We start from the raw sequence: 15,836 nt of genomic DNA on the forward strand, positions 1-15,836 counted from the left end.
CGTCCGAAGAAGCGGCGGACGGCTTGCTTGCGTGGACGGACTCGGTCACGGCGTCGAGAGCGTACGGGATTGTTCAGGCACCCGAAGGTCTCCGTCCTTGGGGTCCTCGATGACGATGGCCCACAGCGCCAGCGTGGAGCGACCCGTGTGGGGATCTCGAATGGTGAACGCGGCGGTGGCAGGCACCTGGCCTCGCTCGAAGCGAAGTTCGAAGGGCACGCTCCAGACATCGCCCTGGCGGGGAATCTCCTTGGTGGTCCGTTGAATGCGGCCATCGATAATCGCCCCGTAGCGTTCGCGAAGCGCAGCGGCGAAGCGACTCACTTCGTCGTTGGAGAGCTCAGCCGGGTCGCCTGCAAAGAGCGCACGGAAGGCCTCACCATCGCCCGCCTGCGCAGCGCGGATGGCGTCAATGGGTCCCTGCGAGGTGATCCTGACGAAGCTCCACCAGGTCGAGGTGGAGATGACCGTCAACACGATCCCGAGGAGCATGGCCGCAATGGCCAGTGCGGCACCGCCAAGATCGGCGTTCTTGCGAACGCGCCAGTACGCAATCCCTCCCATGAGCACCGCCAGCAGTGGAAACGGGGGAAGGAAGCAGGGCACATTCATGCCCAGCGCCAACAGGGCCAAGCGGCTGGTCCGAGGGCGTTCATGTGGTCGCAGAGCGCGACCCGCGGCGAGCGGTTGGTGGGCCAATGGCGGCGGGGTGTCCATGGGTGGACCTCGATCCTACGGCCGCTGATGATCACGGGCACACGGGCACACGGGCACACCAGCATCGGGCGGAGTGTCAGGTTCCAAGGATCGGAGCCACGGAGGTCGGCCACGACGACCTGGCTTTCGGTCGAGACGAGGCGTCACCGTGCATCAGATCGGCCCAGAACAGGAGGCCGAGCGCCCCTCGGCAGTCTGAAGGAGCGGTGCCGTGGCGCGGCCAATCGGCGCAGCAAAGGAGGCCGACCCAGGGGGCCGGCCTCCGAGAGTTGAATCAGGCTTCTGCAAGCGGAGCGGACTTGGCCGTCCGTTCGCCCCCATTCGGTCAGGGGCAGGCGCCCCATGCACCGAGCAGGATCGCCAGATCGCCACCTTCGACAACGCCGTTGCCATTCAGGTCAGCCGCGGGGAGGTTGGTTCCCCACGCGCCAAGCAGAATCGCCAGATCACTACCCTCGACGGAGTTGTTGCCGTTCAGGTCGGCCGGGCACGCGGGCGGCAAATCGACCTTGACATCATCGATGTACCAGATGTGGGAGCCCGCAGTACCGGTGGTCCTGAATCGAATACGGAACTTGTTGTGCTTCGCGTTTGCAGGAAGCACATGTTCCCAGTAGCTGAAGGTCGTCTGATTCACGCCGGTGGAGGTGATGGTGTTGATGTTGACCCACTTCCCGGCGCTGTTCACATAGTCAACAAAGAACTGCTGGTCGACAGGCACGCCGACATGCTGAGTGAAGTACGAGAGCCTAACCTCGCCGGTGCCGGCCATCAGGATGCGATTGCTCCGGATCTCATGCGGGTGATAGGGATTCGAACCGGAGGAGCTCAGTCGCAGTGTGTACGGCGAACTCGGCTTGTTCTGCGCCGCTGAACTGATCAAACCGCCCTTGTTGAAGATCCAGCGCGTCGAGTTGACCGACACTGCCGGGAAAGTCTCGATGAACGGCAGCGAGAGCGGTGCCGCGATCACCGGCGTGCAGGAGTTCGAGTTCCTGTAGGCCGTGATCTGGTTGATCGACAGCGTGTTGAACTTCAGGTTCGATCCATTCACCCCTCCACAACCGTTGTTGGAGGAGCACATGATGTTGCAGTTGGGGTTGCCCTCACTGTCGCAGTGGGTGGCATTCCAGTTGTGCCCGAGCTCATGAGCGCTCAGGCTGATCCGCAGGAAGAGGGGCGTGTTGGAGAGGTACTTGCTCTCCACGATGCTGTAGCCCACATTGCCATTTCCGGAGCCGCAGACATTGCCATTCTTGTTGCAGACCACTCCGAGCCAGGCGATGCCGATGGTGCCGCCGGAGTAGTTGAACCCCGAGAACATGTGGGCGATGTCCCGGACAATGGAACTCTCCGGGGTCGAGTTCCAGACGCTGCGGAACTCGCAGAGTCGGTTGCCGATGGTGGTGGCCGCGTAGGGGTCGTCGGAAGAGGCACGGATGATGACCGTGGTGATCTCATAGGAGATCTGGAGATCGTTGGTGTAGACCGCATCGACATTGTTCATCACCAGCTCGATGTCATTCAGCGTGAGCGTGACATTGGAGCCGTTCTTCTGGAAGAACTCGAAGTCGGTGTCGATACCGATCTCGGTCCACGCCGGAGTATCGGTTGCGATGCCCCCCTCCATCACCTCTGCTGGCTCGAAACCGAGCAGATCCGTGGCACAGACATGGCCGGTGGGAAGAAGGTCGGAGCCGCGGTAGAAGGCGTGACGCGTGTCGGTGGTCTCACCAATCAGGCGTCCGACCGGCTCGATCATCCATGTGATTCCCTCAGGCAGTCGAATCATCGCCGAGAGCCCATCATCATGGAGGGCCGCAGCGGCGACCGCATTCGGAATGCCGGCCACCGTGCCGCGATAGGTCAGCGATGGCGGCGCATCGACCTCAACCAGTTCACCCTGACCATAGTCGACCAGCAGTTGGAAATTGTGCGAGCGCACCGAGTAGCGCGAGAAGCTGACCAGCGTGGGGGTTCCACCAAGGTCCACCTGGATTTCGAAGTTCTCGGGAGTGCCCGCAGGCAAGGCGAGGTCATGCAGCGTCCACGCCGTCATGATCTCGGGCATCTCAGGAGCGTCGCCGCCCTGACCGGAGGGAAGTGCAATCAGGATTGAAAGAACCAGGGGGGGCAGTGCAATCATCGTTCAGCGTTCTCCAAAGGTGTCTCGGTCGCGACTCACTCCACCGGGCCGGACAAGTCGGCCTGGCGCGTCACAGCCACGACCTCAAGGGGTCCAGTTGCCAAGCAGGATCGAAAGATCTGCTCCATCGGTGGTGCCGTCACCATTCAGGTCGGCGCCGGGGGTCAGCCACGCGCCGAGCAGGATCGCGAGGTCGGCACCATTCACCACACCGTCGAAGTTGAGATCACCAAGAGTGAATGGTGGCTGCGACGGGCCAAGGACCGTCGCCGACACGCTCGTCGGTGTGCCCGGCTTGAAAAGCCCGATCTGAGCGTTGGCCGGCGCTGGTGCCGAGTCTGAAATGAACCAGAAGTTGTAGAGCGTCGCCCACCGAAGCGCGTTGGCGTTGGGGTTCTGGGCGAAGGTCTGCGTGGAGGCCCAGGTCAATGTGCCGCCAGCCAGCGTCGAGACCCAGTCGGTCGGGTCGTATGGCTCGTTCGAGTGGTAGTTGATGTCCTTGAATCCGACATCGGTCACGGAAACGCCTGCGGGGATCGGAATTGAGAAGCTTGCGCCGCTGCGGTCGGAGTTCAGGTTGTGAACCGCGTACTCGTAGCGCCAGAGCCCGTCACCGATGTCGATGGCTCGGAACCCGACATGGAAGCGGCCGTCGCTCGGCACATCGACGGGCTCGATGAGGACATCGGGGTGGACGCTCTTCCACGCGAAGATGGCGGGAATCTGCTGGACCGTCGGGCCAGTCAGGCTCAGCGTGTAGGTACCGCTGCTGAATGAGCCCACGGTGAACTTTCGATAGCTGGCATTGTTGTTGCCGTTCCCGTTGGCGGCATCCTGCGGGTGGACATACTGCGCTTCGAAGAAGTACTCGGCACCGGCGTTGAAGGTTGGATTCAGATCGTTCTCGGCGATCTGCAGGCGACGGCCGATCGTGGCCGGAATGGACGGGCTCCAGAAGGGGTAGGGAAACGCGCCGGTCGCGGCATTCACCTGGGAGCGAGGCCCGAGGCCGGTCTGGTCTCCGTTGAGCGATGCGGAGTATGGATCGGAGCAGCCGACGCCGAGCACAGGCGGGCAACCTCCACCCGCCGGCTGGCACGGTCCGCAGAGGCTCTGCTGTAACGCGCAGAAGCCGTGCTTGATCCAGCTCATGCCGATCTGTTCAATCCGTCCGTCCCTCACGCGATAGGCGTTCTGGGGGATGACCGGGTGATTGGGGTTGCTGGGCTGCCAGAGAAGCTGCTGGTCGCCGATGTTGCAACTTGTGGTCGCGATGGAGTAAGCCGCGACCGTCACGCCGCCCGAGGTGGCGCTGCCCCACTTCTGCACGCCCGGAATGGCGCCGACAATGACATCGGGGCCGATGGCGGAGACGCCTCCGTCGTCGGGGGCAGGAGTTGCATCGGCGGGGAGACTCCCCAACCAGACTCCAAACGCAAGTGCAAAGATGCCGCAAAGAACAGCGGGAGTCTTCAATCCGAGTCTCCTGGAAACGGGACTGCTGGCGGACAACGGCCGGCCCCGGAGCCGGGAATGTTTGAGAAAGGTAGCCCACCATCCATCCAGAGGAAACCCCAAAGAGGCGATCAGAGGCCAGAAGGGTGATTTTTGCGACCTGCTCTCGCAGGCCAACCAGCCCGCGCGGCTACCGGTCCAAGTCTGCGAGTCCGCGATTCAGCCCAAGGACGAGCGCCGCAACCTTGGCGGCAGCATCGACCTGTGGCGCTCCTCTTGCCGCACTCTCGAGTCGCCGCAGTCTGCTCTGGTCTCCTAACACTTCATCGAGCATGTGTCCGAGATCGGGATCGGGCCCATGCCCGAGAACAGGGTCGCGGGCGAGGCATGCCGAGCCCTGTCGGACCAGCGGCTCCGCGTTGTGGCGTTGATGCTGATCGCGGTGGTGTGGGAAGGGGACGAAGATCGCGGGGACTCGATTGAACGCGGCCTCGGCGACCGAACTTGCTCCAGCGCGGGAGATGGCGAGCGAGGCGGCTCCCCAGGCAAGTCCCATGTCGTGGAGGAAGGGCATCGTCACGGCGGGGATCTCGGCGGCGGCGTACACCGACTTCAGCGTCGCGCTCCGCTCTGCAGACATCGATCCCGTCAGGTGGAGAACCTGCCAACCTCGAAGCAGCTCGCGGCGCTCGCTCAAGAGCCGCGGGAGAGCCTCATTGAGCGAGGTCGAACCCTGTGAAGCGCCGGTGATCAGCAGCGTTTGCAGGTCCGGTCGAAGGGCCAGCCGCTCTCGGCACTTCTCCGGGTCGGCACCGGCGCGGGCCGCGCGACGAATCGGCATCCCGACAACGGCGACTTCGCGATTTCCCAGTCCGACCGTGGGCACCGCCGAGAGCACTCGATCGGTCCAGCGCGCGACGCGCCGATTGGCTCGACCCGAAACGGCGTCGAGATTGAGGAGCACCATCGGAATGCCAAGTTGCCGCGCCGCGCGTGCGACGGGATAGGAGACGAATCCACCCAGCAGCACCACCACGCCGACTCGATGGGCCTTGAGAAGGCTGGCGCTCGCCGCGGTCGCACGGGGAATGGAAAGCAGGAAGCGAATGAAGGCGCCGGGGCGACGCAGCGCCGGACGCGCGGGAATCGACTGGAAGTTCCGCGCTGCGCCCGAGAGGACCTCGCGATCAATCGTGCGCTCCGAGCAGATGAAGAGCGTCGGCTGACCCGGTGCAAGAGACTCGATGGCTTCGGAGACGGCGATCCCCGGAGAGAGATGCCCACCCGAGCCGCCCCCCGCAAAGACGACCGTGCTTCGGGACGCGCTGACCTCGGTCATGGCTCAGGCGTTGGCCGTGCTTTGACCGAAGGCGCCACGAGCCAACCGCCGATCATCGGGCTCCGAAGGAACGCTCGCCTCGAAGTCTTCTTCATCCGGGGAGAGTCTTGCGGTGACGCGGTCGATGGAAACGAGCAATCCCAGGCAGAACGCGGTGAGCAGCCAGCCCGTGCCTCCATGCGAAACCAGCGGAAGCGCGATGCCCTTGGTCGGGGCGAGCCCGGTGACCACCGAGAGATTGATGGCCGCCTGCACCGCAACGGTCAGCAGCACGCCGAATGCGAAGAGCCGCGCGAAATCTCGAGGCGGCGCGGCGGAGTCAGGTGTGCGACCAGCGCCGCGAATGATCGCCACGCCAGCAATCAGCAGGCCGATGTAGAGCAGCACCACGGCGGCTGCGCCGACCACACCAAGTTCTTCACAGATGATCGCGTAGATGAAGTCGGTGGTCGACTCGGGCAGGTAGCCGAACTTCTGCACGCTGTTGCCGAGCCCGCGGCCACTGAGCGATCCGCCGTTGATGGCAGCCATCGACTGGATGATGTGGTAGCCGATCCCCTCGCGATCCTTGTAGGGATCGAGGAACGCTTCGATGCGATTCACGCGATAGCGGCTCGTGAGGACGAGGCCGGCGGCGGCGATCGCCAGGACCGGGGCGACCAGGATGGGGTAGATGATGCGGGCACCGGCAACCACGAGCATGGCCACAGCCACCACCATGATGAGCACGGCCGTGCCGAGGTCGTTCTTCGCGATCAGGCCGCAGAAGAGCGAGACGACGATGAGCGGCAGCGCGAAGCCGCGCAGGAACTCCCGCATGCGGGGACCAGTCCAGCAGGCATAGGCGGCAATGGCGAAGGGCAGGCCCCACTTCACCACCTCGCTTGGCTGGAAGCTCAACGGTCCAAGCTGGAGCCAGCGCGTTGCGCCGTTGACTTCACGCCCGAGACCTGGCACATACACCGCAAGCAGCAGAAGGAGCGCGACGATCAGGATCCACGGCGCGGGATTGAAAGCAGGCCTTGCCTCACCCCATCGTTCAACAGGTACGCGGGTTCCAATCAGCAGGCAGACGAAGGCGGCGAGCGCGAGCGCCGGAACGCGGCCGGTGAGGAGCCCGGTGAGAGTCGTCTCACCGCCGAGCTTCATGGCGGCGGAGTGGACCATGACCACGCCGATCGCCAGCAGGCACGCGGCCACGAGAATCACCAGATGACCGGGACGAAGCACGGCAGACTCATCGGCCGGAGCGTTGACTCTGGCGCAGATTTGGGCGCCTGAAGCGCGGCCAGGTGGTCGGCGTGCCATCGCAGGCGGGCACCCTACACTCCCGCTTTCGTCCACGAAGGGCGAGCGGCTCCGGAGCCCTCCGGGTCAGACCCATGGCGACTGTCTTCCTCGAAACCTTTGGCTGCCAGATGAACGAGCTCGACAGCGAGCTGGTTCGCTCCCACTTGCGGGCGCTGGGGCACTCCTTCGTGGATGATTGGCAGACCGCCGAAGTGGTGCTCTTCAACACCTGCTCGGTGCGCGAACACGCTGAACACAAGGCCTACAGCCGGTTGGGCATCATCGGCCAGCGGAAGAAGCGCGGGGAGCAGGTGATCCTGGGCGTCCTCGGCTGCATGGCGGAGCGGGATGGGCCGGACATGCTGCGTCGCTACCCGCAGGTGGACCTCCTTTGCGGGCCGGGTGAACTCGACCGGCTTCCGCTCCTGATTGACAACGCCTTCCGCTCGGGGCAGGCGCCCGCCTCGGAGAGGGTTGCACTTGCCGGCAATCGGCATCGCCGGAGTGCGACCCTGGCCGCGGCGGAGGATTCACTGGAACTGCTCGATCTGGCGAGGGCCTTCGACCCCGATGCCCGTGAAGGGCGCGCCTGGAGCGCCTATGTACGCATCACTCGGGGCTGCAACAAGTTCTGCACCTACTGCGTGGTTCCCAATACGCGCGGTGCCGAGGTTCATCGCCCGCCCGACCACATTGTCGAGGAGTGCCGCAAACTGGCTGAGGCGGGCGTCGTGGAGATCACGCTCCTTGGTCAGACGGTCAATCACTACCGCTACACCCACGGCGTCTCGACCGACGCGTCGGGCCGAGAGGCCCCACAGGTCGGACCGGGGCTGTCGGCCTTCCGAGGTCCCGAGGCGGAGCGCCTGGCGCAGAGCGGCGGCGGGGAACGGGACGCGATCGACGCGAGTGGGCGGAGAGTGACCACCTTCGCGAGGCTCCTCGCTCGCATCCACGACGAGGTGCCGCAACTGAGGCGCCTCCGTTTCGTCACGAGCTACCCGCGCGACTTCGGCCCCGATGTGCTCGATGTCATCGCCGCGAGGCCGAGGATTGCGCCGTACATCCACGCGCCGGCCCAGTCGGGTTCCGATCGCATCCTGAAGCTCATGAATCGCGGCTATCAGGTCGCCGACTATCGAGCGTTCGTCGAGTCGATCTTCGAGCGCATGCCGCAGGCGACGCTCGCGGGGGACTTCATCGTCGGCTTCCCGACGGAGACGGATGAGGACTTCGAAGCGTCGCTCGCGCTGATCAGGGAGTTGCCCTTCAAGAACAACTTCATCTTCAAGTACTCGCCGCGCCCGGGCACGGTCGCCATCGATCGCTTCGCTGATGATGTCCCCGTCGAGATCAAGAAACTCAGGAACAACACGATGCTCGAAGTGCAGGCCGAGACGAGTCGGCGCGTGCATGCCGCATGGGTGGGGCGCGAGGTCGAGATCCTGGTTGAGCGGATCGGAAGTCGCCGGGGCGCGGCCGAGGGTGACTCGGAGAGGGGGGCGGTCACGCCGTCGGCGGCTGAGGATGCGCACCCACGCGAGAGTGAAGCGCCGCGCCGGGTGGCGCTCGCGGTGATCGGCGCGGGAAGTCGTGGCCGTGGCGAGAGCGAGCGGGGCGGGCATGGGGGATATGCCGGGCATGGCGGATTCGGCGGGGAGGGCGGGCAAGCAGGTCATGCCGGGAAGGACTCGCATGCCAGCCTGCGCGTCGCCGAGGGAGCGCCCGGATCACGGCCCGGCGCGAACGGAGATCGTTCGCCTCGCGCGAACGAGATGATCGAGATCATCGGGCGCACCAGCGGTGACCTCATTGTCTCATGCCGTCAGAGTGCATCGAGCGTTGCGGATCTTCGTCCCGGTGCCTTTGTTCGAGTGCGCCTCGACTCCGCCGAACCACTTCTTCTGCGGGGCACGGTGAGCGGGCGTGCGTGAGCCGATCGTCATCCGTGTTGGCGCCGCGGCATCGCCCGGTCGGGTGGATGAGGTCGCTGCAGCACATGGAACGAAAGAGTTCGACGATCCGCGTGTCGCCTTCGCGCTGCTGCTCTCGCTCGAGGTCAGGCGGCGCGGCGGTGAGCAGTTGCCGAGGGTCGAGCTCGAAGTGGGCCCGCGCGAACATGCTCCGCTTCAGGAGGCGACGCGCGAGTACCTGCCGTGGGTCGAGATCGTCTGCCGCGCTGAGGCTTCCGGAGGTGTCGGGCCGCCGCCTCGAGCCGCCGGAAGCGAAGTTTCACCGAGTCGGCTGGTGAGCGCCGAGGAATTGGCCATGCTCCTTGACCTTCCTGAGCGAAGGTCGCCCCGGAGCGCTTCGTCCCCGTGACCTGCGATCGCACCATCCTGGTCCTCTCCGATCTTCACCTTGGCAAGGGGCCGTGCACCGTTCGAGCGCTCGAGCCGCTTCTGCACGGGGCGCGCGAAGTGGTGGTCAACGGAGATGTCGCCGAACTGCATCTTCCCGGCGCAGTCGATCGCGCTCGTGAGGAACTCGAGCGGCTCCGCGACGCCTGCTGCCGCGCCGGAGCTTCGCTGCGCTGCATCGAGGGGAACCATGATCTCGGCGTCTCCGGCGTGCGCCACGCCCTCCTCGCCGACGGTCGGGTGCTGGTGACCCACGGTGACGCCTTCGATCCTTGTGTCGCCCCGTGGTCGCCATGGGCGGCCGATGCGCGCGCTGCAGTGGCGAGCGTGCTTGCACAGTATCCGGAGAGCGAACGCGATTCGGCCGATGCAGTCTTCGAGGCCGCCCGCGCAGCCGCCGCGTGCGAGTGGGCCGACGCCGATCGAGCTCGTCGTCATGCGAGCGCCTGGGCGCTGCTCCTGCGACCGCACGCGATCCTGCTGATCCTCAAGTACTGGCGACGCTATCCGCACCTCGCCGGCGCCTTCGCCGCTCGGTGTGCTCCCGGCGCCCAGGTGGTCGTTTGCGGCCACTCCCATCGTCCCGGAGTATGGCGCATTGACGGTCGCATCATTCTCAACACGGGACACTTCGAGTTTCCCGCCAGGCCCTACGCGGTGCTGATCGACGACGAGGGGGCGGGCGAGCCGGCGCGCGTGGCGTGGCAGCGCATCCGCCGCCGCCGCGGTCTCTATGAGCTCGCGCCCGAGGCCACGGCGAGCTTCATGCTGCGGCCGGCCGCGGCAACGGCGGCGCCATCCACGCCGCTCGCAATGCCGCAACCATCGAGGAGCGCCACGAGCAGTTCGGTGGCGACATTGCCCCGAGCGCCGGGCGCATAGGGGCAGCCTCCGAGGCCGCCGGCGCTGGCGTCGAAGCGCGTGACACCAAGCTGAAGTGCGCGGAGTGCGCAAGCTGCCGCGAGGCCGCGCGTGTCGTGGAGATGCAGCACTGAGTCGCCGGGGGCCACCACGCCATCAACCGCCTCGTACAGTCGATCGATGTCATCGGGCGCCGCAGCGCCGATTGTGTCGCCGAGGTCGATCTCCGCGGCACCGAGGTCAAGGAGCGCCGACGCGACGCGCCGCACGGCCGCACCGGCGATGGCTCCCTCGTAGGGGCAGCGGATGACGCAGCTCACATAGCCGCGCACCGGCAGGCGCGCGTCGCGCGCCGCCCTGATGACGGGAGCCACGCGCTCAAGCGACTGGTCGATGGTGGCATTGATGTTCTTCTGCGAGAAGGTCTCGCTCGCGGCGAGGAAGACGGCGACCTTGTCCACCCGGGCGGCGACAGCCCGTTCGAGGCCCGCCATGTTCGGCACGAGCGCCGAGTACGCGCAACCCGGTCGCCGCGCGATACCCGCGAAGACCTCGGCGGCATCACCAAGTTGAGCCACCCACTTCGGGCTCACGAAGCTCGAGACTTCGATCTCCGTGAACCCCGCATTCGAGAGGGCGTCGATGAAGCGGATCTTCTCCGCCGTCGAGATCGGCTTCGACTCATTCTGGAGTCCGTCGCGCGGGCCGACCTCGGTCAGCCGAACTGAGGCTGGATGGGGCCATCGCGTCACGAGGCACCTCCGGATGCGTTCGTTCCACTGGAGGAACGATCGCTGGCGCCGAGCGGCGCTTCGCCGCGCTGCGCCGCGAGGCTGGCGCGGCGCTCCTGCGCTTCGAGTTCAAGTTGCCGAGTGTGGTCGCGATTGGCTCGAATCAGGAGCACGATCACAAAGACGGTCACGAGCACGGTGATGACACCACCACCGATGAAGAGGATGAGCTCCGCAGGAACCGGCGCGGGGCCATCAACAGGCGCTGCGCTCATGCGGCTCCGACTCCGCTCGTGGCGTCAATCAAGGGTGCCGGCGGTCCGAGGACTTCAACCTCGAGGGCGTGACCATCGGCGTGCGCGGCGACCTTGCTCCCCGGTTCCGCGAGGGCGCTTCGCACGGTCGCGAGTCCGATGATCGATCGCAAGAGTGGCGAGATGGTGCTGCTTGTCACCACACCGATCGGCGTGCCCATCGGTTCCGATGGCCGGCGCAACTGGGCGCCGCTGACCGGCGTCTCTTCGCCTGCGGCGCGGAAGGCGACCACCTGCTGCTTCGGCGCGCCGAGCGACTCCATGCGAGCGACGATCTCCTGACCCGGGTAGCAGCCCTTTCGAAAACTCACATGCGAGCGCACGACGCCGGTCTCGTGGGGGAGGCTCTCCTGGCCGAAGTCGACGCGGAAGAGCGGCGTGCCGCCTTCGATGCGCGCACTGTTCCATGCCTCCCATCCTGCGGGGCGAGCCTGCTCGACCAGGCGTTGCCAGAGGGCGATGGCTCCGTCGATCGGAACGAACAACTCGAAGCCCTTCGTGGCGCAGGTGTCCTCTCGCGCTGCGATGACGCGCGAACCAGAGACCACTCCGGCCGCAACACCGCCTGGTGCGAGGGCGTCAGCACCGGTCACTCCCGATGCGTCGAGAAGCGCTCCCGACTTCGGTCCATGCAGCGAGAGACGAGCCCAAGTGGTGCTCGCCTCCTCGATCTGGACATCCTCACTGAAGAGGAATCGATCAAGCGATTCGCGCACTTCGCTCGCGGCACAAGCGTCGACATCGAGCAGGATCTCGTCGCCCGTCTCAACGATGAGGAGATCGGTGTCGATCCGACCCTTGCGATTCAACCAGAAGCCCCGCCGTGACTGACCGACCTTCAGCGTGGCGACATCCTGAGTGAGCATTCGGTTCAGGAAGTCGCGCCGCTCGGCTCCGGTGACGCGAAGGGTAGCGCGGTGGAAGGGATCTACGAGCGCGACGCTCCGGCGAATGGCCGCATACTCAGGCTCGAATGGACCGTAGGCGGCGACCACCTGCCGTACCTGCTCGGGGTCGGCATCATCGGGGCCGAACGGAAGCCAGGAGACTTCGGCGCGATTCGCGGCGAACGCGGCCGCCTGCGCGTCGCCCCGGCCCGCTTCAGCCACGAGACGGGCGCGGCGCTCATTCTCCCGCGTCGCGAAGGCAAGCTGTTCGTCATGGAACGGCGAGTGCCGGGGCATGGCGCCATGGTAGGGGGGCGCGGTGCAGGCGGTGATGGCGACGCGGGCGTCGCTGGTTGCGCTGGCGGAGACAGCAGCGCTGGCGACGATCGCTTCGATCGCCGCCTTGGCGGCGATGATGCACGCGGCAGCCGGGGTGGTCCTGGTCGCCGGAGCGGCTGAGGTCGCCGTGGCGGTCATTGCATACCTGCCTTTCACGGCGGCATACCGTTCATACCGTTCACGGCCTTCACGGCCTTCATGGTGGCCCCGGTGCCTATGACCGCCGCGGGCCGCTCGGTCACGATGCCTGGCCGGCGCCAACGACGGCTCCGTCAGAGGGCGAGTGAACGCCCCAACAGGCGGCGTCGGTGCGGTACCATCGACCGAATGCGCTACGACCTCCTTCGAACGCTGTGTGAAGCGCCCGGTGTTGCCGGACGCGAAGAACGCATCCGTGACATCATTCGCGGCGAGATCAAGGGTCTGTTCGACGAGGTCGAGGAAGATCGCCTTGGTTCACTCATCTGCACCCGGCGTGCGAAGGTGCGCTCTTCGACCAAGGGCTCCCGCAAGAGCGCGCGCACCGCTGCGGCACCGCGCGTGCTGCTCGCAGCGCACATGGATGAAATCGGCTTCTATGTCCGCCATGTCGATGACGAAGGCATGGTCTGGCTGAACCCCGCCGGAGGATTCGATCCCCGCAACCTCTTCAGTCGCCGAGTCGTGCTCATCACGCGCGACGGCGACTTCACTGGCGTGATGAACCCGGGCGGCAAGCCGATTCACATCTCATCCGAGGCGGAGCGATCGAAGGTCCCCGGAGTCGAAGAGTTCTTCGTTGACCTCGGGCTCGATGCGGCCACGGTCAGGAAGGCCGTCCAGATCGGCGACTTCGTCGTTCCGCATGAGCCCTTCTTCGAGACGGAGCGCAAGGTCGTCTCCAAGGCGATTGACAATCGCGTGGCCTGCTTCATCGCCATCGAGACCATGCGCGCCATCGCCAAGCGAGGTTCGCGCCACGGCGCCGATCTCATCGTCGCCTTCACGACGCAGGAGGAAGTCGGCTTGCGCGGCGCGCTGGTGGCGGCGCAGACCGTCGGGGCTGACATCGGCGTCGGCATCGATGTCAATCTCGCCTGCGACACGCCGGGCGTGCCCGAGACGCAGCGAGTCACGAAGCAGGGGGCCGGCGCCGCCATCATGGTGCAGGATTCGTCGATGATCTCCGATCATCGTCTCATCGAAGAGGTCTGCGCGGTGGCGCGGCGCCACCGCATTGCCCATCAGCGGGCGATTCTTCCCCGGGGCGGTCAGGACGCCGGCGCCATTCAACGGGCCGGCCGCGGCGCCCGATGCATCGCCATCGGGCCGGGCACCCGCTACATCCACACTGTGACCGAGATGATCGACAAGCGGGACACCGAGGCGTGCATCGAGTTGCTCGCCGCGTGGCTCCCGACCGTGTCGTAGGCCACGCGATCTCCCCCTTTGCGGCATCGAGGCCTTCTGCTACCCTTTCCGATCCACTGCTCCCGAAGGTTCGGGAGCCTCCCGAGCGGCAGGTTGCTCGCCTTCGCACCGGAGTCCGAAGTGGAGCGTCACAGCCGTGGCGCCAGAGAGTTGAGCCGGTTCACCTTCCATGACGCAGTTTCAATCTCCTCCTCCGAAGCTTGACGCCAAGGTCGGCGCCGATGGCCGCATCTGGGTCGATTACCGCGCAGTGGATGACCTTCGGCGCATGATGACGCCGAACGGCAAGATCTACAGCCGTCGACGCCTGGCGCTCTCAGCGAGCGAGCAGAAGGCCGTGGCGCTCGCCATCAAGCGGGCGCGCTTCATGGCCCTTTTGCCCTACACGAACGCGGTCGTCTGAGGTCTCTTGGACCATCGGAGGGCTCTTGCGGCGCGCTCCGTGCGCGCGAGCGATGTCTCCGCGCACAACGCGGTCGCTGAAGTCATCCGGTGAAACCACGGGGCAGTCGAACATGGCCGCCGCGCGTGGTTCGTGCGCTGGTCGCGTCCCAAAGTCGAAACTGAAAGACGCGTCGGTCAGCGCAGCAGTCGCGCAAACCACTCCCGGGCGCGGTGCAGGAGCACCCGAACTCTCATCACGCTTCGGTTCAGGACTTCTCCGGTTCGAGCGAGCGCGAGGCGCGTCCGTAGGTGCCTGAAACCAGCTTCGTGCGGCCAGCGGGAACTCCCCACCATGATCCAGCGTCTCGCCTCGGCGAAGTCACCCGCTTCGATCGCGGCCAACGCGAGGTTGTGAACTGCCTCGGTGCAGTCGGGGTCAAGCGCGTGCAGCTTGAGCGAGGCCGCCACGCCGCCTCGGCGATCGCCAACGCGAAAGCGCGCGAACGCGAGATGCCTCCAGATGAGCGGAATGCCCGGGAAGCGCTCGGCAGCGCCGGAGAGAATCGACACCGCCTCGGGATAGAGTCCCGCCTCAAGAAGCAGCGTGCCGAGTCGGATCACGCCGTCGGCGCTCTCGGAGGGCTCATCGTCGATGGCCAGATGGGCTCGAAGCCGCGCGCGGGCGGCGTTGAGATCGCCGACGCGCAGGTGCGCCTCGGCAAGTTCAAGCTGAATCGATGGAAACTCGGGGTCGAGGCGCTGCACCAGTTCAAACTCGACGACGGCCTGATCCGGCCGACCGGTGCGCAGGGCGAGGTCGCCAAGCGACCAGTGGGCCATCGGATTGGCCGGCTGAAGCTCGATCGCGCGGGTGAACTTCTCCGCGGCCTCGGGAAGCCGATTCAACTCGACCAGCAGCGCACCGAACTCAAGAATCGTGTCGACATTGCCCGGGTCGTCGCGCAGCTCCTGAAGCAGGAGCTGGACCGCGCGCTGCGGCTGACCTCCCGCGGCCACCACGGCGGCGAGGCGCGCTCGAACTCGGGGCAGCGTGGGCTCCTGACGGAGCGCTTCGCGGAAGCACCACGCGGCCCGCTGATGCAGGCCTCGGGCGAAGAGCGATTCACCCATCGCCGCGAGGCAGCGAGGCATCTCTTCGAGCCGCTCCTGGGCGATGTAGTAGACGGTCTCCGCTTCGTCGTGCCGACCAAGCTCGGTCAGCGCGTCAATGCGATGGGCGTATCCGAACTCGCTGGCGGGATCGATGCGGTTCGCCTGTTCGAGGTGGGGGAGCGCGTCCTCATGTCGGCCCAGCCGATTCGCGCAGGCTCCAGCCGCAAGGTAGGGCTCCACCGCGCCAGGTTCGAGTTCGATGGCCCGGCGGAAGCACTCGAGCGCCTCGCCATCCCGGCCCGCCGCCTCGAGGGTCAGCCCCAGGGTGAACTGCCACTCGCCCCGGTCGGGATCGACCGCGAGCGCCTTGCGAAGCTCCGCCTCGGCCTCGGGGAAGCGGCCACGCTCGAAGAGATCCTGCGCGCGGTCCGCGTGCTCCTCCGCGTCGTGCCATTCACGATTCCACTCCTGGCTTGCCATGCCGCGGGGG

The 15,836-nt window shown here is 66.1% G+C and carries 13 protein-coding genes; 5 read left to right on the plus strand and 8 right to left on the minus strand.

Annotated features, from left to right (window positions below; translation table 11 throughout):
- Window positions 1–45: 45 nt before the first annotated feature.
- The 5 genes from KF724_07105 to KF724_07125 form a co-directional block, all read right to left on the minus strand.
- Window positions 46–717 carry a hypothetical protein gene (locus KF724_07105; GenBank protein ID MBX3355451.1) on the minus strand — a complete coding sequence of 224 codons (672 nt, stop codon included), beginning with the start codon at window positions 715–717 and terminating at the stop codon, window positions 46–48.
- Window positions 718–1,042: 325 nt separating this feature from the next.
- Window positions 1,043–2,863, minus strand: coding sequence for a hypothetical protein (locus KF724_07110; GenBank protein ID MBX3355452.1), 1,821 nt, complete (start codon window positions 2,861–2,863; stop codon window positions 1,043–1,045).
- A gap of 84 nt (window positions 2,864–2,947) precedes the next feature.
- A complete protein-coding gene (locus tag KF724_07115; GenBank protein ID MBX3355453.1) occupies window positions 2,948–4,339 on the minus strand; it encodes a hypothetical protein in 1,392 nt (463 codons plus the stop codon).
- Window positions 4,340–4,508: 169 nt separating this feature from the next.
- On the minus strand, window positions 4,509–5,657 hold the full coding sequence (locus tag KF724_07120) for a UDP-N-acetylglucosamine--N-acetylmuramyl-(pentapeptide) pyrophosphoryl-undecaprenol N-acetylglucosamine transferase (protein MBX3355454.1): 1,149 nt from the start codon (window positions 5,655–5,657) through the stop codon (window positions 4,509–4,511).
- A gap of 3 nt (window positions 5,658–5,660) precedes the next feature.
- The gene (locus tag KF724_07125) at window positions 5,661–6,887 is read right to left on the minus strand and encodes an FtsW/RodA/SpoVE family cell cycle protein (protein ID MBX3355455.1); all 1,227 of its coding nucleotides are present in this window, start codon (window positions 6,885–6,887) and stop codon (window positions 5,661–5,663) included.
- Window positions 6,888–7,039: 152 nt separating this feature from the next.
- Here KF724_07125 and KF724_07130 point away from each other — a divergent pair, with 152 nt between their 5' ends.
- The 3 genes from KF724_07130 to KF724_07140 are packed head-to-tail and all read left to right on the plus strand — an operon-like array spanning window position 7,040 to window position 10,189.
- Window positions 7,040–8,881 (plus strand): MiaB/RimO family radical SAM methylthiotransferase, encoded by a 1,842-nt coding sequence (locus tag KF724_07130; protein MBX3355456.1) that lies wholly within the window; start codon window positions 7,040–7,042, stop codon window positions 8,879–8,881.
- Window positions 8,874–9,269, plus strand: coding sequence for a hypothetical protein (locus KF724_07135; protein MBX3355457.1), 396 nt, complete (start codon window positions 8,874–8,876; stop codon window positions 9,267–9,269). The genes KF724_07130 and KF724_07135 overlap by 8 nt, the downstream gene beginning before the upstream one ends.
- On the plus strand, window positions 9,266–10,189 hold the full coding sequence (locus tag KF724_07140) for a metallophosphoesterase family protein (protein ID MBX3355458.1): 924 nt from the start codon (window positions 9,266–9,268) through the stop codon (window positions 10,187–10,189). The genes KF724_07135 and KF724_07140 overlap by 4 nt, the downstream gene beginning before the upstream one ends.
- Before the next feature lie 727 nt (window positions 10,190–10,916).
- Here KF724_07140 and KF724_07145 read toward each other — a convergent pair.
- Together KF724_07145 and KF724_07150 are read right to left on the minus strand one after the other, a co-directional pair.
- A complete protein-coding gene (locus KF724_07145; protein ID MBX3355459.1) occupies window positions 10,917–11,174 on the minus strand; it encodes a hypothetical protein in 258 nt (85 codons plus the stop codon).
- Complete coding sequence (locus KF724_07150) at window positions 11,171–12,577, minus strand: aminomethyltransferase family protein (protein MBX3355460.1); 1,407 nt, start codon at window positions 12,575–12,577, stop codon at window positions 11,171–11,173. Before KF724_07150 ends, KF724_07145 begins: the two co-directional genes overlap by 4 nt.
- 189 nt (window positions 12,578–12,766) lie before the next feature.
- Here KF724_07150 and KF724_07155 point away from each other — a divergent pair, with 189 nt between their 5' ends.
- Entirely contained in the window at window positions 12,767–13,849 is a 1,083-nt protein-coding gene (locus KF724_07155; protein MBX3355461.1) for a M20/M25/M40 family metallo-hydrolase, read from the plus strand.
- Between the two features lie 169 nt (window positions 13,850–14,018).
- Entirely contained in the window at window positions 14,019–14,252 is a 234-nt protein-coding gene (gene rpsR, locus KF724_07160; GenBank protein MBX3355462.1) for a 30S ribosomal protein S18, read from the plus strand.
- A 176-nt stretch (window positions 14,253–14,428) separates the two neighbouring features.
- Here rpsR and KF724_07165 read toward each other — a convergent pair whose 3' ends face one another.
- Window positions 14,429–15,826, minus strand: a complete 1,398-nt coding sequence (locus KF724_07165) for a tetratricopeptide repeat protein (GenBank protein MBX3355463.1) — start codon at window positions 15,824–15,826, stop codon at window positions 14,429–14,431.
- Window positions 15,827–15,836 lie beyond the last annotated feature (10 nt).

This window comes from Phycisphaeraceae bacterium (assembly GCA_019636735.1).
Taxonomy (GTDB): domain Bacteria; phylum Planctomycetota; class Phycisphaerae; order Phycisphaerales; family SM1A02; genus VGXK01.